Source organism: Allofournierella sp., assembly GCF_017889395.1.
In the GTDB taxonomy this organism is placed as follows: Bacteria; Bacillota; Clostridia; order Oscillospirales; family Ruminococcaceae; genus Allofournierella.
The window spans coordinates 1-17,775 of the sequence record NZ_JAGHKE010000149.1 but is presented as its reverse complement, the minus strand read 5'-3'; the positions used below and the strand labels follow the sequence as shown (position 1 = coordinate 17,775).

Here is a 17,775-nt window from a genome sequence, read left to right as displayed (position 1 = left end):
AGATCATCTCGAAAAGAGATAAAAGCGTCTTGCAAATTTCCCAATCGTTCTATTTGCTTTGATATTTCTATCTTTTTAAGTATTATTGCTTCGGATGCATCGGTAGCTGTTGATGTAAATAAATCTGAGGGAATGGTCTGCGCCAATCGGCGGAGTGTTAGTAACCTGCTTTCGTAATCCCTTATTTCGCGCTGTAGAGCATCCCGAGAATTTTTACGGCTATTGAGTGAAAACTCCAACATACTTTTTTGAGCTTTAAGATGCCGAATGTTTTCTTCAATATTCATAAAACCGCTACACGGGTTTGCTTCTAAAAGATTATCCTGTATTGGTTGCTTACAAGTTGGGCAAATACTTGTACTAATCTGCCCATTGCTAGCTTCTGATCCAAATTTTTGTAATCTAGCTGCATCCTCATTATTTCTTATATCATCAGAAACAAGTTGAATGTCTGAAGTTAAACGGTGGATTGCTTCATCTATAACAGATAGCTTGTATATTAATTGTTTCACAATTTCTTCGAAAGAGAGTATTGCGGATTCGGTTTCAGACAATTCCTTGTTAAGTGATTCAAAATTATCTGTTACTCGTGGATTTAATTGGCGCAATGAATTATACTGAGCTTCCAGTTGCCTGCTTCTTTCGCCTATGGTGGTACCTTCACTTGCTAAAACACCCATACGCTCAAGTTCCTTTTCCGAAAGCACACAAGGGAAAGGCGGAACATGGACGACATCGCAAGACTCAGTATATGCCTTCTTCTGGATATCTTGAACAAGGTGTTTCCATTCATTTTCAATGGCTGCCTTTTCGTCGTTAAGGAGTTCTTTTTCTTTTTCATTTTTCAAAGTATCAAGGCCCAAAATGTATTCTACAACTCTTTTTTTGGATTCTCTAATACCGAATATAGGCATTCCTGATAAAATATCGGACCAGCCATGTTTTTGCTCAATAAACATAGCTGAAAATATAATTTGCAAATATAATTTTCGCTCACTACCATCTGATGTGTGCACTAAGGGAAGGTTTAAATGTAAAAATTCTTCTAGGAAAGAATGAAACCCACGCTTGCTTGTAGCTGAATGCTGTATATTCACATAAAAGTCCTCAGACTCAATTTGAGGATTTTCAATTGTGTCATATTTTCCAAAATATACAGTAACAAGCCGATTATCTTTGTTTTCTGCTTTAATATTTCTATAAATTGTAATTACTTCGGTTCCATTGCTAATCTCGAGATAAGCTCCAGACTCTGTAACATTCCAAGAGGTCCCGTCATCATCTATCACATTTTTAAAAGCGGAGGTCATTACCTTACCACCAATGCCTGCAACGCCACCTAGTATTTGTTCAAGGCCGAGGCAATAGTAGATTGCAGCAAGTATTGAACTTTTTCCACAAGTGTTTTCTTTGCTTGCGACAAAGTTTAGGCCTTCATTAAATGATTCATCAATCCCGTACACGCCATTAACTGTATTAATTTCGACACGCAACCTATTAATCCGTAGCATGCGTATTCCTCCAAATATCTATTAACTCTTTAATTCTTGACTCAGTGAGTTTTTTGGACAAATCCGTAAGTTCACTAATTTCAGTTACCATTAGGTCTCCAGCTAATTTGATTCGTTGCGCCAAGCCCTTACCCTGTTCAGTTAATTTATAATTGCCGGTTTTCTGCTGAATAATAAAACCATAAGCTATTGCATATGTAAGTGCTCTGTTTACTGCTGGATCAAATTTTACAATTACTGACTCATTTTTTCTTTCGGAAAAATTAATCAGATTATCCATGTTCTCTCTTGACAATAAAGCAAAAGATATCATATGGATTTTAATTAAAGAACAAGAATTTCCCCACCCGCATATGTACATAATAAGACACAGCTGAGAAACTTTATAACTTATTCGATAATTGTAGGGAATCGCATCGGGCTTCGCATTAAAAACAATATCGGCTTGTACTGGAAATTCACCCATCATCCGTCATTCGCTCCTAAACTCCATAGAACAATCAGCCAACCAGCTCGCGACAAGATCTTGTTTAAGCTCTACTATTGACGCTTGCGTAAGCATTGGCGAAAAGTCTTTTTCTAGTTTTGATTGAAATTCATTTAAAATATCATTAAAAAGATTTTGGTTTAATTGCCGATTTGTATGCATTCGAGTTTTTAACGAAACTTCTCTTTTGTAACTCTGTTCGAGCTGATATAAATCTTCATATATTTCAGGAAAATGAAGTTGTAAGTTATTCATTATTTCCATTCCAGAAATATAGAAGCCGATGTAAATACCAACTACTTCATTTAAATCGGGATTGTCATCGCTGACTCTCATCACGGCTCCGACCTTCCGACGGATGTTTGCAACTTTTTGCGAATCACATTTCGACCAATCAGTTGTATCCTGATGCTGAATTGCCAGATTAAGCTTCATATCAGTAAGATTTGTACGAATAATTCTGCTAATCTCTGGTGTAAAATCCTCAGCAACCTTCACATAAATTTTGAAATTATCAGAAATATGGTCAAACAAACTAGGAGACTTCTTTTTTGCCGCCAATACTTCTTCCTGTTTTATTTGCGCATGAGCAAGGATGCGCGAATCCCTATACTCAGGTATATTAAAATGCCATTCAACAATAGGGGGCACACCTAGCTTTTTTAATCGATCCCTATTATTCATTAACTTTTCAATGTCAGCGGTTAACTTGTTTCTTTGATGTTCGTAGAGTTCTTTATCATCATACTCACGTTCAGGGCAATAACATTGATGAACGATTCCATTACATGTAAAGCCTTCAATTCCTGCGTCTCCGCCATGTACTGCTGGAATGGCAGTATAGTTTTGTGTTTGGTATTTTAGACGATAGCACCTCACGCAGAGATCTTCCCAGGCATCCCCATTCATATAGCCTTCAATAAATGGCATTATGCTACTCATAATATAATTCACCTCGTAGCTTATTTATCTCAATCGAATTTACATAACTAGGCTTGGAAGTCAATGCGTGATAATCTATATAGAATTCGTTAGATTCCCCTAAATACTTAATCTTAACCAACTGGAACACCACATATGTTTGAGTGACTACAACTTCACGATGATATAGGAAGAACCTTTCTCCAATTTGAGGGGAAATTGAACTTTTCATGTTAAATCCCCCTTTTGGATACATTCAATCAATTTAAAGAAAAAGTTGTGCTGGATATAACTTACCATTTTCATTATAACAGAGTTGTATTTTTTTTCAAAGCTTGTTTATTCCTAAATCTCCATAATATAAAAGGAGCGCCACCACCGGATCACGAATCCGATGGTGGCGCTCCCATTTTGCCTAAAGGTTAAAAATTTGTCGGTTTCTCTATGCAGAAACGCCCTGCCGCCCCACATGGGAAATCATACTGCCCCTACACGGAAAAGCCGATACAAGTGGTTTTATCACCAATTTTAAACTCTAATTCCTGCACTTTTTGGAACGGCGGGAAAGATAATGCGGACAGGCCAGCACCACTGCCCGGAAACTCTGCTTGCAGGGATGGACACAGCCCTTGCAGAGCTTGTTATACTGGCGTCTGCCGTTCTCACCCAGGAAGAACGCCCATTCCAGACGCCATTTCTTGCTCCGGCTCATAAGTCATGCTCCGGGGGTTTCTTCTGCGGGGCAGGCTTGTCCGGGCCTTTCCGTTCCGCGCACTCCCGTTTCGCGTCCTCCAGCCGCTCCCGGATGGAAGGCTTTTTCTCCGGCGTGGTCCTGCGCGCCTCGGCCTGGGCTTTCTCCAATTCCTCACCCCGGCGGCCGTTGTTGATGATCCCGTCGATCATGCCGTAGTCATCCTCCAGGGTCATTTCCGCCGTGCGCAGCGGGTTTTCCGGCTCCACGGGGACAGATACGATCTGCCCGTTGATGCTGGCGAACAGCTCCGGCCGCTTGAATTGCTCGGTGTACTTCTGGATCATGTCCGGGGGCAGGGATGCGAAGCTCTCCGGCCCCAGGCCCACCACCAGGAAGGTGCCTGCCACAATGTCGTAAATCTCACCATGCTCGTCCCGGAGGGAACGGTTCAGATCCAGACCGATGAGCTTACCTTCATCGTTCAGCGCCAGCCCCACCGGATCGTCAAAGGGATAGGAGGCGGCAATGTCGCCGCCCACCTCCGCTTGCAGCGCATGGAGGCCGGGGGCGATTTCCTTCACATAGGGCTCCTTCATGGGTTCCACCACCAGAACGGTCAGCTTCTCCGGCGCGGTATGTTCGGGGGCGTCTCCGTTGGGGATGGCAAAGGCGTGGCTGCCGTTGGCCATGATGAGATACTTTCCGTCCTCGGACTCGTGGTGGAAACCGTATCCGGCCGCCTCCATCTGTTCCCGGCTCATATCCGTCACATGGAAGGTGCCCCTGGGGGTTCGCACCGTCTCGCCGGTCTCCCGGTCATCCGGGGTGGGCGCCGCTTGCTGCCCGTACAACTCCGCCTCATACTCCCGGTTTGCCTGTTCCGCAAAGGACAGCATCTCGTCCACATGGGACTGATCCGGGTTTTCGATGGCCTCCCGGATCGCCTGGGGGTCTACATCCAGAAATTCCTCATAGCCGGTGGCGTCCTTGAATTTCTCGATCTCCGAAGGCAGATAGTCCTCCTGGGTCTGCCCCAGGGCGGCCAGCTTCTCGTCCAGGGCGGAGATGCGCCCAGCCATCAGATTTTCGTAGATTTCTTCCTTCGCTGCGTGTTCCTCCGGGTGCTCGGCGGCATACTGCGGGTCGTGCTGCCGGAAAAACTCGTCCATATCGTAGGCAAGGTCCATGGCCCATTCCGAAATTTCTTCTTCGGGAATGTCGTCCTGGAAGGTCATCACCCGGTATTCCTCCGGGATGCTGCCGCGCTCACCATCGTAATACTCATGGAAGCTGTCCCCGGTATCCCGCACATAGCCCAGGTCGGTAAACTGGCCGCTTTCCTCCAGGGCGATGTCCCGCCCGTAGGCCTCATAGTCGATGTAGTTGCGCAGATGCTCCGGCACCTGCATGGCGTCCAGTTCCTCGATGTAATACCGGCCCAGATCGTCGTGGTCGTGGATGTCGGGGTAAACATCGTAGCAGTCCAGGTTCTCCGTCAGGTTGATAAGCTCCTGGATGCTGCCCGTGTGGTCGCCGATCTCCATAGCCGCCTGGAACCGCTCATATTCGTCCTGGCTCATGTCATCCAGCTTGGAGGCCAGATAGTTCAGCTCGTCCAAGTTGGCATACTCGCCCAGCAGGTCATAGAGGCCGTCCACATAGCAGTCGTAGTCCGTGATGAACCATTCCTCATAGGTCTGCCCAAAGTCGTCTTTCGCACCGATCCCGATGCGCTCAAAGACCTTTTTCAGTTCCTCCGCCGTAGTGGGGAACTTCACCCATTCGCCCACAAGGGCGCCCTCGTTATATTTGCCCAGGTTGGTGATGAAAGCGGCAAAGGGATAATCTTTGTCATAGTCATAATGGGGCATAACGACACCTCCTTACAGTTCCGGCGCAGACTTTTCCCGATGGGGCTGCGCCTTGCTCTGGTTGGCACATTCCTTCCAGCTCTGCTCCAGCCGCTCCTTGATGGAGGGCTTTTTCTCCGTCTGCCTCTCCCTGGGACGCTCATGCTCCCACTCGTCGCCGGAAAGGGTGAGATACCCTTTACTGGTGAAGCACCCCTGTTCCTCCCGCATGGCATGGTTGCCGAAAGGAACGGGATCAATGGCGTCCAGCAGCTCCGGGGGCAGAAGGACGTCCAAATGCTGCGCCAGATAGCGCCAGCCCACATCCTCCACCTTGCTGATGTTGGGCTCCAGAATGAAATACTCGGTATTCGCGGGAAACTCCCGGAACTGCTCCAGGGTGGTCAGTCGGAAGGGAGACTCCTGGACAGCGGCCAGGAGGTCACGGTCCTCCGGGGAAAGTCCGGCAAGCGCCTGGACCGCCGCCTCCAGTTCGCTTGCGTCACCGCCTGCGGGGAGCAGCGGCTTCAAATGCTCCATGAAGTTGACCTCGGTTTTACTTTTTGCCATGCACACCATCCTTTCGTTTGGGAAACTCCAACTTGAAATTGACATACTTGCCGCCGGTATCGTCCAGGATCACCACGGCGTCATAGGTGGAACCTTTCTTCTCCGACCACATCCCCTTGACGGAAGTGCGGCCTTTTTTCAGAAGGTCGGCCGCCATCTTCCGGGTCATTTCCTTGCGGCGGCTGGTCCAGAAACGGTCATTCTTCCACATGACAAACTGGCAGGCCCGGTCCGAACAGGCGAAATTCTTCTTGCCTTCATAGACCGGCTTGCCGCAGCGGGGGCAGAGGCCCACCGTCTCTTTCTCCGGCTGGAACAGCTTTTGCCCATCCTCGGAAATGTGGGAGTATTTCCGCACCAGCTCCGCCGCCATTGCCTCGATCCCGTCCATGAAGTCCTCCGGCGACGCCTGACCCTTGGCCACCTCGTTCAACCGCTGCTCCCAATCCGCTGTGAGCTTGGGAGAGGTCAGCAGCTCCGGCAGCACCGTGACCAGGTTGACACCCGCTTTTGTGGGAATCAGGTTTTTGCCCTTGCGCTCCACGAATCCGCCGGACACCAGCTTTTCAATGATGGCCGCCCTGGTCGCCGGGGTGCCCAGGCCCTTGCGTTCTGCCTCGTCCGGCATATCTTCCTTGCCCGCATTCTCCATGGCCGACAGAAGGGTGTCCTCCGTGTAGGGCTTGGGGGGCGAAGTGAAGTGCTCGGTGACAGAGGCGGTGACCGGCTCAAAGACCTGCCCCTCGGCCAAGGCCGGAAGGTCATGCTCGGCATCTTCATCCTCCGGCTTCTCCTTCAGGGAGGAACGGAACACCTCCTGGATGGCCCGCCAGCCCTGGGAAAGCACCTGCTTTCCTTTTGCCGTGAAGGTATGTCCTCCGCAATCAAAGGTGGCCGTTACCGCCTCGTACACGAAAGGCTCCGCCACTGCACACAGCAGCTTGCAGCAGACCAGCAGAAGGATATTGCGCTCGCCCACAGGCAGCGCAGGAACATCCGCCTTTTCCAGCTCCAGGGTGGGAATCAGGGCGTGGTGGTCAGATACCTCCTTGTCGTTCACCAGCGCCAGAACATCGGGGAAAAACTCCGGGCAGGCGTCAAAGGGCGTCACCCGTGCTGCCAGATGCAGGACTACGGAGGCGGTCTCCGCCATGTCGCCCGTCAGATACCGGCTGTCCGTGCGGGGATAGGTCAGCAGCTTCTTTTCATAGAGCGATTGGGCGTAGTCCAGGGTTTGCTTGGCCGTGTAGCCGAACACCCGGTTGGCCTCCCGCTGCAAGGTGGTCAGGTCATACAGCTTGGGCGGCTTCTCCGTCTTTTTCTCCCGCGCCAGGGATACACACACGGCCCGCTGCCCGTCACAGGCGCCCCGGATGGTCTGGGCATCCTCCATAGCCGGGATTTTTTCAGAAACCGCCTCGACTCCCTCCAGCGCCAGCCGCACATGATGGTATTTCTCCTTGCGGAACAGGACGATCTTGCTGTCCCGGTCGGCCAGCATCGCTAGGGTGGGCGTCTGCACCCGCCCAATATTTAACGTTCGATGATACAACACCGAAAAGAGCCGTGAGGCATTGATACCAACAAGCCAGTCCGCCTTTTGGCGGCAAAGTGCCGATTGATACAGCGAGTCATAGTCCTTGCCGGGGCGCAGGCCGGCAAAGCCCTCCCGGATCGCCGCGTCCTCCATCGAAGAAATCCAGAGGCGAGAGAAAGGCTTGGAACATCCGGCGGCCTCATAGACCAGCCGGAAGATCAGCTCGCCCTCACGCCCCGCGTCGCAGGCGTTGACCAGCTCCGTCACATCGGGGCGCTCCATCAGGGAACGGAGAATGTGGAACTGGGCAGCCTTTTCCTCGGACACCACATAGCGGAAGGGGGCGGGCAGGATGGGAAGGTCCTCATACCTCCACTTCTTATAGCGGTCATCGTAGGCGGCCGCGTCCGCCAGTCCCACCAGATGCCCGATGCACCAGGAAATGAGCCAGCCGCCGCCTTCAAAATAGCCATCGGCCCTGGATGTGACACCCAGGGCCGATGCGATACTCTTTGCTACACTCGGTTTTTCACAGATCACCAATTTGCTCAATTCTTGTCCTCCTGTTCTTCCTGTTCAGGAACGTCCTCGTTTTCGTATTCCTCGTCCTCGAACTCATAATCGTCCGGGTCGGCGCTGACCTTTGCGCCCTGCTTGGGCTTGATGAACTTGATGTAGGCGAAGGCTCCGCCGCCGCCCAGGGCCGCCAGCAGCAGGATCAGCACCAGGGCGCCGCTACTGCTGCCGGACTCCTTCTCCGGCTCCGGTTCGGGCTCTGGCTCCACCTCCGGCGCTTTCCCGGCACACTCGCTCATATTCACCGAACAGACCGGACAGGCGGTATTCACCGCACCAGCCTGGCATTTCTCGGTGCAGGTACAAGCCGCGGGCTTTTCCTCCGTCTGTCCATCTTCCATCAGCGCCATCAAGTCGGCTTCATCCACCTGGTTCAAGAAGTGAACGGCGGTCTCCTTGTCCTCGTTGGCCCGGTCGATCAGGATGTAAAAATAGTTGCCCGCTTTCGTGGTCACGGTGATAAGCTGCTTGTCGCCGTAATAATCGTCCACCAGCGTGGCGTTGCCCTCCGGGGTAAGGGGCTGGCCCTCCGGTTCCATGCCCCCGGTGGCGGGTTCCTCGGTGGGTTCCGGCGTCGCCTCGGCGGGCTCCCCGGTGTAATAGTCTCCATCCCCGCCGCCCGCAAAGGCGGTGACGGAAAAGGCGGTCATGCACAGGACCACCACCGTCAGGGACGCCAGAAGGCGAAAAACTCTGTTACGCTTCATCTTCGCCGTCCTCCATTCCTTCCATATCCTCGTCGTCAGGGTCCGGCGCCGCCTCCGCCTCCATCATCCCGTCGGGTAGGGTGATAAGGCCGCTGGCGTAGGCCTTCAGGAAGGCGGTCAGTTCCTTGTTGTCCATGCGCACCGCCTTGACCATGCGGACGATCTCCAGGTTTTCTTCCTCGGTGAGCTGCGCCTCCAGCTCCCGAAGGCGCTTCTGCTGGGCGGAGATCTTCTCCTTCGTCTTTTCGATGTCTTTGCGAATCTTCTCAACCGTTGCCATGTGTGCAAAACTCCTTTCCAAATCGTTCTCTCCAGGAATAGTTCCGCCCCAGGCCCTTGACCGTTTTCAGGGTTTGCCGGGCATTGTCCTCCAACGCCAGGGCGCGGCGGAACAAATCGGGATGCTGCTCCCGCAGGGCGGTTATCTCGTCGGGTTTCATGCTGGGGCAGAAAAAACAGGACGATTTTCCCGGCTGGGGCAGCCCTGCCGCCTCGATCTGCCGGATGCAATCGTCCCGCGTCCATCCCCATTCCATCAGGGGATACCACTTGCTGTATTTTCGGTCGGCCAGGTCCCCCAGCAGCACCTTGTCGCTGCGGTAGCCCTCGCCTGCGTCATAGCCGATAAACTTGACCACCCGCTTGCCCGCCGCCCACGCCTTTTGACACGGCGGGTAATGGTTGCAGAACTTTTCCTGCGGCCCGATCTTGTGTTTCAGGGAACACCGCTTGAAGCCGTAGGCGATGGACGGAAGGCTGCAACTTTGCAGACATTCATCCTCCAGCGTCAGCCGTTTCCCGTCACGGGTGGTCTTATACACTCTGGTAATGGGAGGCATCCCGTGGTCCTTCAGCCAGCGGTCCATCACCTCCAGATAGGCGTAGGTGTGGGGATGCTCTGCCCCCGTATCCGCAAAGAGGATCAGGTCCACCGGGATGCGGTGCTGGTGCAGCCCAATCAAAAGGGCGGTGCTGTTGGCGCCGCCCCCATAGGAAACCATATTGATGCTTTATCACCTCCATCAGTTGTACGGCGGCCTGCCGTATGCGTAAAAATGGGACTGCCAGTAGCTCGTGTTCAGGTTGGAATACTGGATGGGGTCGCCGCAATGCAGCATCATCCCGTCGCCCACATAGATGCCTACATGAGATACGCCGCTGGTGTCGTAGGTGCCCACGAAGAACACCAGATCACCGGGCTGGGGGTCGGATACCGGGGTGGAAATGTTGTAGAGCCCCTGAGCGCCCAGCCGCCCGGTATTGCACAGGCCGCTGTTGGTCAGCACATAGCTGACGAAGCCGCTGCAATCAAAAGAGGTGCTGGGACTGCTGCCGCCCCATACATAGGGATAGCCCAGGTATTTTTCCGCCTCGGTAATGAGGGTGTTGAACCGCTCGTCCGTCAGGTATTCAGCGGGAATCTCCCAGGCGGTGGGCGGGTTCTCGATATACTTGTTCACATACCCGGAGGACGGGAACAGATCGGGGCGGTTGCCCAGGGTGGACATATAGGTGGCATACAAGGAAAGCTGTTCCTCACCCATGATGTAGACCGGCACATGGGAGAGGTCGAAGTTCTCCAATGTCACGGTACAGATATACCAGGTGTACGGAACTTCCACCTCATACTCGTTGCCCTCGCTGTCCGTCCTTGTTTCCGTCCGATACCGGGTCTCCGTGGTCACAGTTTCGGTGAGGATGTATTGCTTGTCAAAGAGGGTTTGAAGGTCTCCCTGTACCTGGTCGATGGTGAACACCCCATCATGGAGAGCCGACAGAATGGAGATCAGCACATAGGGGTCATGCTCGATCTCGTCCAGGTCGAAGTGATACTCGTCATAGTCGTGGGTGGCCTCATAGGTGTCCAGATACTCCCGCAATTCATCCTCTTTGGCGCAGTAGGCTTCTTCCGCCGCCAGCATATCGGCATCCTCGGACAGATAGGAGGACGCCATGATATTGGACACCCCGCCGCCGAACATGGAGGAACAGGATTGCAGGGAGCCCAGCAGCATCACCAGCAGAAGGCCGATGCCGCCCACGATCAGAGCGCCCTTCCAATGCCGTTTCAGGAAAAGGACGGTGCGCTTGGACTCCTGGGCGGTTTTCTTGGCCGCCTTTGCCGTGGCCTCCGCTGTTTTCCCAGCTTGGGCGGTCTTGCCCGCCGCCCGGTATGCCGCCGCATATTGCTTTTGCAGCTTCCGTTTCTGCCACAGGCGGGAGATGGGATTGGACGCAAGCTGGGGGTTCTCCGCCACGGCTTTCCGATAGTAGAAATCCGCATTGGCCTTGACCGCCGCCTGCTCCGCCTTTGCTGCGTCCCGCCAGGGTTTCAGCTTGCGTTCCGCCCGCCAGTTCTGGACACGGCGGTTTCCGTAGCCCACAGCCTTCTCAATGCCGCGTTCTCCCAGGTGGCCCGACTGGACGCCGGAATTTTCCTGCTCCACCTCCCGGACCTTGCCGTGGATCGCTGCGCCTGCCTCCTGGATGGGGCGGGACAGCGGATTGGTATGCTGGGGGGATGGCGGTTTGGACGGAACAGCAGCCTTTGCCGCATCCAGCCGGTCCGCCGCCTTGTCCGACTTGCGGATGGCCCCTTGCAGCTCCGGCGCCGCCCGGTCAGCCTCGGAAAACTGCAATCGGGAGGATGGACGGCCCGCTGCCGCCTCGCCCTCCCGATAGGTCCTGCGCTGTTTCCGACGCTTCTTTTTGGCTGCTGCCTGTTCTCGGTGCAGTTCAACACGGTCTACCGCTTTTCCGGCGGTGCCCGCCGTGTCGCCGGATGCGGAATAGTCCTGCTCCGGCGTCTGGTCAGAGGGATAGGTCGTCTCGCCCGTGACCAGATTGACGGACACCGCCCCGTCACGGGTCATCTTCTGCGCCTCCTTTTCGGGGGCTTTCCATTCTTTCAAGGTGCGTCACCTCCTGTTCCATAGGGGCAGATGTTGACACAGGCCCCGGTTTCGATCATGGCGATGTACTGGAAAATGGGATAAGCCTGAGGCGGGCAGACCGCGTTCCCCAGGGTTTTCAGCCGCAGCGCCCGGTTGTCGGTATCCTCGGTCATGCGGGGGACTCCTTCGGGCTCGGCACGCCATAGGATGCGTCCGTCCATTTCGGGGGGAATCCCATGAGCCATTCCACCCAGTCCGGGTTCAGCGCCGCTTTCTCGGAAAGGGGCTGCTCCTGCCGGATCACCTGGGCCGACAGGTTGGAGGACGGGGATTTGTCCCGGAAGGCCGCCGGTTTCAAGGTGGAACGGTAACCCTCCGACGCCGCCGGGGTCAGGTAGAACACCGCCGCCGACAGGGACAGGCTCCAGATTGACCCATCCTTGTTCCGCTTGCGGAATATCCCGTTGTCCGACAGGAACACATCCAGGTTGGCAGCGTCCCGCCCCGTGGATTTGTCGGAGGCAAGGGGTGTGGGAAACATCAGCCGCGACGATAAAAGTTCGCTGGCGCTCATGCCATGCGCCGACGCCGCAAGCCGGAAATACGAATGGGAGAACAGCGTATCCCGCTTTTGCCAGGTCAAAAATCGTTTTGTCGAGCCCCATGTTGATGAAGCCAGCAACATTTTCCCCAAGCACCCAACGGGGCCGCAGTTCGGCAATAACGCGGCACATCTCCGGCCACAGGTAGCGTTCATCCGCAAAGCCCCGCCGCTTTCCGGCGGTGGAGAAGGGCTGGCACGGGAATCCGCCGGAGAGGATGGTGATGGTTTCAAGTCCTGTTTTCTCAAAAAACGCCTCCTTCGTGAATGTGGTGATGTCCCGAAACTTCGGCACATCTGGCCAATGCTTTTGCAGGATGGAATAGGGATAATCCGCCCACTCGCATTGACAGACCGTTTCGAAGCCCGCTGCCTCTGCCGCCAGATCCAGCCCGCCGATACCGGAAAAGAGACTGACATGGGTGAGGCGGTCAGGCATGGGGCTGGTCCTCGTCGTCCTCGCAGTCCACATAGAAGGCGTCCAGTTCGCACAGCTCCAGGGCCTTCAGCCGGGCAAGGTCGGCCTTGTCGCCAAACACCAGGTAGCGGCCGGGGATGCTCCAGCGGTCAAACATCTGGTCGGCAATCTCGCCGTACCGCCGGGCGGTGTCGATCAGGTTCTCCATGTCCCGGCGGTCCTTGATCTTCCCGGCAAGGAAGGCAAGCTGATGGAGCAGCCCATAGAGATGCACTTCCTCGTCAATGTGTGCCTCGTACGTCTTTTCCTCAATGACATACAGCTTTTCCTGTTCCATTTCATGCTCCTTTCTGAATTTTGGGCATAAGAAAACCCGCCTCGGTTGAGGCGGGTTTTCTGTGGTATTAAAAAGCGAATGGTTAATCGTCAACCTCGATTACTTCATAATCAGCGCTGACGGCATCTTCAAGGGGATAGTCGCCCGGATTTGATCCATAGAGATCCTCTGCGCCTTGCTCGGTACAAGCGCACATATAAGACCCATGGTCTGCTGCGGCTTCTTCAGTTTCAAAAATCTCATCTTCCATCTCGCTGGTTCCATCCGAATAATGCATCATCACTCTATACTTGGCCATTCTATAAACCTCCTTGCGTTGTGCATTTGTTTTACTTTAGTTTATCATATGAAAGTGATGATGTCATCATAAATTATTGATGTCCGATATTCTCAACCTCGCTGGGTTTGGTGGTAAGCAGTTTGTAGAGCTCGGTATCCTTTGGAAAGTCATCCGCAAAGGGCAAGATGACATTGTTGAAGAACAGCAGCCCATGGCCCGGCTCGGAGTTAGTAACATAGGCAAGCTGCTCCGACGAAATGTTCAGTCGCTCCGCCAGTATTTTCCGGTCGCCCGCCGCCTGGTTGAGCATATAGATGAAGTCGCTGTTTTCCAGAATGTTTTCGATCTCCGGGGAGGAAAGCAGGTCTTTGGGGTTCTGGGTCGCCCCGGTGGGGATGCCACCCCACTTTCGGAAGCGTTTCCAAATCTCGGCGCTGTATGCCGCGGTCTGTTCCTCCTTCAGCAGAAGATGGAACTCGTCCACGAAATACCAGGTAGACCGGCCAATGGCACGGTTGATGGTGACGGTATTCCACACCGCATCCTGGACAATGAGCATCCCCGGCTTTTTCAGGTTCTTGCCCAGGCCCTTGATGTCGAAGCAGACCAAGCGGTTGGAAATGTCCACGGTGGTGCGGTGGTTGAAGAAGTTCAGCGAACCGTTCACATAGAGGTCCAATGCCTGGGCCACCCGGTCAGCCTCCGGGATGTGCTGGGACAGCAGGGCGTTCATCAGGTCGCCCAGAATCGGCATATTCCCCGGCCGAGGGTCGGCAAAGTAGGGCTGGTAGATCATCTGCACCGCCCGGTCAATGACGGTTTTCTCAATAGCCTCCAGTCCCGTCTTGCTGCCCATGATGAGCTCGCAGAAGGACAGCACAAAATCGGATTTCAGCGCCAGCGGGTTTTCTTCCTCGGAGTAGTTGAGGTTGATGTCAAGGGGATTCACATAGTCGGTGCTGGATGGGGATAGCCGGATCACCTGACCGCCCAGCCGCTTCACCAGGGGCGAATACTCGTCCTCCGGGTCGCAGATGATGACATTATCCTGGGTCATCAGCATGATAAAGGTGATCTCCCGCTTGCAGCTCATGGATTTGCCGCTGCCGGGGGTGCCGAACACAAGGCCGTTGGGACAACGAGATTGCTTGCGGTCCAGCAGGATCATGTTGTTGGAGAGGGCGTTGAGGCCGTAGTACATGGCGTCGCCGCCCATGAATACCTCCTGGGTGACAAAGGGGACGAACACCGCCAGGGCCGAAGTGGTCAGGCTCCGTTCGATCTTGATGCGGTTGAGGCCCAGGGGCAACGAGGACATCAGCCCATCCTCCTGCTGGAAGTCCAGCCGGGTCAGAAGGCAGTTGTAGGTCTGGGCGACGCTGGCCGCCTGGGATACGGCGATCTCCAGCTTTTGCCGGGTCTCCGCCGTGTGCAGCACCAAGAAGGTCATGTTGAACATTCTCTCGTTGCGGGATTGCAGGTCGGTGAGCAGGTCCTTCGCCGCACCTCCATAAGTAGACAAGTCGCTGGGGAGTATGTCCATATCGTAGCCGCTGCGCACCGCCCGTTTCTGCTCCTGTATCTTCATGGCGTCCAGGTCGGTGATCTTACGCTTGACCATTTTGATGGCCTCGTTCTGGTTGATGCCCCGGATGTGCATGGTCACCATGATATTTCCGTCCGCCTCCATGAAGTCGGTGAGGATACGGTCATGCATCTCCGGCGCCAGGATTTGCAGGAAGGACACCGCCCCGTACCGCCTGCCGATGCGGAAGGTACGGGTGTCTCCGAAGTGGAAGGAGGATGGAGAAATGAAGTCCTTCACCGAAAGGCCGCTGGCCGGGAGCCAGTCCCATTCAAAGGCGAACTGCCCGCCCTCCGGGTGGAGGATGTTGTAAAGCAGCTCCAGCCGTTCCTTTCCGTCCAGTACATGAGCCGCCGCCCCCATGACCTTAAAGCGGTTGAGGGTGTCGGTCTCAATGCGGGAAAACCGGGCTCTGGCCGCCGGAAGGTTCTCCGCCTCGATGGTCAGAGTCACATACTTGGTTTTCACATAGCCGTTGTTGCCCCGCTTATACTGCATCCGCAGGATGTCCACCGCCTCGTCCCGGATGGGGTCCAGGTCGTTGCCCTGTCTGCGGATACCAAACATTTCATCGGCGGCGCTGCCTCCGCTGCGGCTGTCCAAAGTGACCTGGACGCCGATGGAGGGATCGTAGCCGTTGTAGAAGTCGCAAAGGCTTTCAAAGATGCTTCGCTGATCTTCCGGCCCCGCCAGGCGGTAATTCACATCCTCAAAGGCAATGGTCTTGGAAAAGGTCCCGCCCTCCAGCCTGCACAGGCCGTCGGGAAACATATTCTGAAACGGGATGCTGTCCTGCACCGTATGGGTTTTCCCGTCGCCCTTGGCCTGCCGGATCACTGCCTCGATCTGCTTGCGCTGGTTACGGGTGAGCTTACGCTTTGCCGGTCTTTCTGCCTTTTTTCGCAATCCGCTTCACCTCCTGTTCCAGTTGGGATTGCCGCACCAGGGCGGAATAGAGATTGTTGGTCTGGTAGATGCGTACCTTCGGCCGGATAAATTTGTTCTGGATCAGATGGCCCAGGAACACTTCAAGCGGCTGCCCGTTCTTCTCGTACATGGCGAACAGGAAAAAGGGCAGCATCACCAGGATCATGCACAGTGCCGCCGTGGTGGTCCCCAGGCTCGCCTTTGCCAAAAAGAAAAGCGGCACGCCTACCAGCGCCGCCGCTCCGAAACAGATCACTTGTCGTTTGGTCAGCCCGAACAGGACCTTGCTCTGTATCCGGCTCAGGTCCTTCGGAATCGTTACATAAGCCAATGTTTCACACCTCCTTTAGTGGGCGCCGAACAGGGATTTTGCAAGGCTGCCAGTCTTGAACAGGGTGTAGCACAGCAGGACCGTATAGCCCATGCACCCCCAGATGGACGCGGATATGTTGTCGCCGGATGTGGAGATGCCCTCCACCAGCACCGCATAGATGCCCACGCAGATCATAATGAGGAAGGCCTGGAAGCCCAGGGCCAGGAGGGAGCGAAGGTAGTTCTGCCCCGTGGAGCCCCATTCCCGGTTGACCATCGTGGCAAAGGGGATGGGACCGATGGAGGTCACCAAATACACCTCAATCATTCTGCCGTAGATCACCAGGAAGATGCAGATGGAAAGTATCTGCGTACACAGCCCCACAAACACGCTCTGGAACCACAGCCCCAGCAGGGCACCCACGCTCCAGTCGGCAAGCTGGGTCTCCAGATCGCCCACCACGCCGGAGATGTCGATACCTGCATCCGAAATAATGACCCCCGCCGACTGGCTGACCACATTCTGCGCCACATCGAACACCGCCATGACGATGTTCCAGGTGTTCGTGACGATCAGCACCGCGCAGAAGGTCTTGAAAATCCACTTGAAGAAAATCCAGGTATCAAAGTCGTGGAGGTTGTTCTTCTCGATGATGAGCTGGATCAGCTCGTAGCACATGACGAAGGTGAGGATGATGCCCGCGATGGGGACGATCACCGTCTCCGAGAGGTTGCGAATCATGTTGAAGATGCTGCTGTTCCAGGCGGCGGGCGTCATACCGACCTCCCCGGCAATCTCGCCCACCTTTGTGTTCAGGGTATCAAACATCCCGGTCAGGTTTGAAATGATACCGTCAATGAGCAGTTCTTGAAACCACTCCTGTATCGCGTCAAAGATCAACGGGGATCACCTCCTTTGCGGGAGGCCCCGTGTACCGGGACCTCCCGCGGGTGTTATGGGGAGCCATCAGCCCAGCAGGGTCGGGCGTTAGGCTTCGGGCAAGTCAATCTTGCCGACAAAGCTGTAATAAATCTCAATGTCCTGCCTGCGGGTGCCGTTCTCGTCATAGCTGCACTCATGCACGACGATTTTTTCAATCATTTCCCGCAAGAGGGTGGGGGTAAGTTCCTCAAAGGCAAGGTGCTTTCGGACGATACCCATAAACTTTTCCGCGTTGACGGTGGCGGCCTGCGACTTGTCCAGTTCGGCCTGCAAAGCGGCGGCGCGGTCTTTCAGTTCCCGCTGCTCCTGCTCATAGTCTGCCGACAGTTCCATGAAACGCTCGTCGCTGATTTTGCCGTTCACATTGTCCTCATACAGCCGCTTGATAATGCGGCTCACTTCGGCAATGCGCTCCTGTGCCTGTTCAAGCTGCTTGGTGGCTGCGGCGGTCTTTCTCTTGCCGCCGATTTCATTCTGCTGGATAAGCAGCTTTACAAAGCGGCTCTCATGCTTGGCGGCATATTCCGTCACTTGCCGGAGATTGGAGAGGACACCGGCGGTCAACAGGTCGGTGCGGATAAAGTGCGCCGTACAGTCGCGGGTGCGCTTCTTGTAGCTGCCGCAG

At 54.5% G+C, this 17,775-nt stretch carries 18 protein-coding genes; all 18 read right to left on the bottom strand.

The features are described 5' to 3' along the window. Window positions 1-1,511, bottom strand: a 1,511-nt coding sequence (locus J7G73_RS13045) for a hypothetical protein (protein ID WP_291246576.1), incomplete at its 3' end; no start/stop codon positions are given. After that, window positions 1,498-1,980, bottom strand: a complete 483-nt coding sequence (locus J7G73_RS13040; RefSeq protein ID WP_291246575.1) for a hypothetical protein — start codon at window positions 1,978-1,980, stop codon at window positions 1,498-1,500. The genes J7G73_RS13045 and J7G73_RS13040, both read right to left, overlap by 14 nt. 3 nt (window positions 1,981-1,983) lie before the next feature. Continuing rightward, window positions 1,984-2,940, bottom strand: a complete 957-nt coding sequence (locus J7G73_RS13035) for a hypothetical protein (RefSeq protein ID WP_087184173.1) — start codon at window positions 2,938-2,940, stop codon at window positions 1,984-1,986. Between the two features lie 514 nt (window positions 2,941-3,454). Further along, entirely contained in the window at window positions 3,455-3,631 is a 177-nt protein-coding gene (locus J7G73_RS13030) for a hypothetical protein (RefSeq protein WP_291246574.1), read from the bottom strand. Further along, entirely contained in the window at window positions 3,628-5,484 is a 1,857-nt protein-coding gene (locus tag J7G73_RS13025) for an antirestriction protein ArdA (protein WP_291246573.1), read from the bottom strand. The genes J7G73_RS13030 and J7G73_RS13025 overlap by 4 nt, the downstream gene beginning before the upstream one ends. Before the next feature lie 12 nt (window positions 5,485-5,496). Beyond that, window positions 5,497-6,033: a hypothetical protein gene (locus J7G73_RS13020; RefSeq protein ID WP_291246572.1), complete on the bottom strand. Its 537-nt coding sequence runs from the start codon at window positions 6,031-6,033 to the stop codon at window positions 5,497-5,499. Continuing rightward, on the bottom strand, window positions 6,020-8,122 hold the full coding sequence (locus tag J7G73_RS13015) for a DNA topoisomerase 3 (RefSeq protein WP_291246571.1): 2,103 nt from the start codon (window positions 8,120-8,122) through the stop codon (window positions 6,020-6,022). The genes J7G73_RS13020 and J7G73_RS13015 overlap by 14 nt, the downstream gene beginning before the upstream one ends. Beyond that, complete coding sequence (locus tag J7G73_RS13010; protein ID WP_291246570.1) at window positions 8,119-8,853, bottom strand: DUF4366 domain-containing protein; 735 nt, start codon at window positions 8,851-8,853, stop codon at window positions 8,119-8,121. Before J7G73_RS13010 ends, J7G73_RS13015 begins: the two co-directional genes overlap by 4 nt. Next, on the bottom strand, window positions 8,843-9,133 hold the full coding sequence (locus tag J7G73_RS13005) for a DUF4315 family protein (RefSeq protein ID WP_136891411.1): 291 nt from the start codon (window positions 9,131-9,133) through the stop codon (window positions 8,843-8,845). The genes J7G73_RS13010 and J7G73_RS13005 overlap by 11 nt, the downstream gene beginning before the upstream one ends. Then, the gene (locus J7G73_RS13000; RefSeq protein ID WP_291246577.1) at window positions 9,120-9,860 is read right to left on the bottom strand and encodes a phosphoadenosine phosphosulfate reductase; all 741 of its coding nucleotides are present in this window, start codon (window positions 9,858-9,860) and stop codon (window positions 9,120-9,122) included. The genes J7G73_RS13005 and J7G73_RS13000 overlap by 14 nt, the downstream gene beginning before the upstream one ends. 15 nt (window positions 9,861-9,875) lie before the next feature. After that, window positions 9,876-11,726, bottom strand: coding sequence for a C40 family peptidase (locus J7G73_RS12995; protein ID WP_367114011.1), 1,851 nt, complete (start codon window positions 11,724-11,726; stop codon window positions 9,876-9,878). 35 nt (window positions 11,727-11,761) lie between these two features. Further along, the gene (locus J7G73_RS12990) at window positions 11,762-12,787 is read right to left on the bottom strand and encodes a DNA cytosine methyltransferase (RefSeq protein ID WP_291246568.1); all 1,026 of its coding nucleotides are present in this window, start codon (window positions 12,785-12,787) and stop codon (window positions 11,762-11,764) included. After that, complete coding sequence (locus J7G73_RS12985) at window positions 12,780-13,103, bottom strand: hypothetical protein (RefSeq protein ID WP_187014630.1); 324 nt, start codon at window positions 13,101-13,103, stop codon at window positions 12,780-12,782. Before J7G73_RS12985 ends, J7G73_RS12990 begins: the two co-directional genes overlap by 8 nt. 82 nt (window positions 13,104-13,185) lie before the next feature. After that, complete coding sequence (locus J7G73_RS12980; RefSeq protein WP_087184183.1) at window positions 13,186-13,401, bottom strand: hypothetical protein; 216 nt, start codon at window positions 13,399-13,401, stop codon at window positions 13,186-13,188. 73 nt (window positions 13,402-13,474) lie between these two features. Continuing rightward, complete coding sequence (locus tag J7G73_RS12975) at window positions 13,475-15,874, bottom strand: VirB4-like conjugal transfer ATPase, CD1110 family (protein ID WP_291246567.1); 2,400 nt, start codon at window positions 15,872-15,874, stop codon at window positions 13,475-13,477. Next, a complete protein-coding gene (locus J7G73_RS12970) occupies window positions 15,840-16,226 on the bottom strand; it encodes a PrgI family protein (protein ID WP_291246566.1) in 387 nt (128 codons plus the stop codon). Before J7G73_RS12970 ends, J7G73_RS12975 begins: the two co-directional genes overlap by 35 nt. Before the next feature lie 15 nt (window positions 16,227-16,241). Then, window positions 16,242-17,108, bottom strand: a complete 867-nt coding sequence (locus tag J7G73_RS12965; protein ID WP_291246565.1) for a VirB6/TrbL-like conjugal transfer protein, CD1112 family — start codon at window positions 17,106-17,108, stop codon at window positions 16,242-16,244. Window positions 17,109-17,195: 87 nt separating this feature from the next. Next, window positions 17,196-17,775: DUF4368 domain-containing protein (locus J7G73_RS12960; RefSeq protein ID WP_291246564.1), on the bottom strand; the 580-nt coding region annotated here is incomplete at its 5' end.

Coding starts and splice junctions, on each gene's coding strand:
- J7G73_RS13010 (WP_291246570.1), bottom strand. CDS start 8,853: ATGAAGCGTAACAGAGTTTTTCGCCTTCTGGCGTCCCTGACGGTGGTG.
- J7G73_RS12980 (WP_087184183.1), bottom strand. CDS start 13,401: ATGGCCAAGTATAGAGTGATGATGCATTATTCGGATGGAACCAGCGAG.
- J7G73_RS13020 (WP_291246572.1), bottom strand. CDS start 6,033: ATGGCAAAAAGTAAAACCGAGGTCAACTTCATGGAGCATTTGAAGCCG.
- J7G73_RS13035 (WP_087184173.1), bottom strand. CDS start 2,940: ATGAGTAGCATAATGCCATTTATTGAAGGCTATATGAATGGGGATGCC.
- J7G73_RS13025 (WP_291246573.1), bottom strand. CDS start 5,484: ATGCCCCATTATGACTATGACAAAGATTATCCCTTTGCCGCTTTCATC.
- J7G73_RS13030 (WP_291246574.1), bottom strand. CDS start 3,631: ATGAGCCGGAGCAAGAAATGGCGTCTGGAATGGGCGTTCTTCCTGGGT.
- J7G73_RS12995 (WP_367114011.1), bottom strand. CDS start 11,726: ATGACCCGTGACGGGGCGGTGTCCGTCAATCTGGTCACGGGCGAGACG.
- J7G73_RS13040 (WP_291246575.1), bottom strand. CDS start 1,980: ATGATGGGTGAATTTCCAGTACAAGCCGATATTGTTTTTAATGCGAAG.
- J7G73_RS12990 (WP_291246568.1), bottom strand. CDS start 12,787: ATGCCTGACCGCCTCACCCATGTCAGTCTCTTTTCCGGTATCGGCGGG.
- J7G73_RS12985 (WP_187014630.1), bottom strand. CDS start 13,103: ATGGAACAGGAAAAGCTGTATGTCATTGAGGAAAAGACGTACGAGGCA.
- J7G73_RS13005 (WP_136891411.1), bottom strand. CDS start 9,133: ATGGCAACGGTTGAGAAGATTCGCAAAGACATCGAAAAGACGAAGGAG.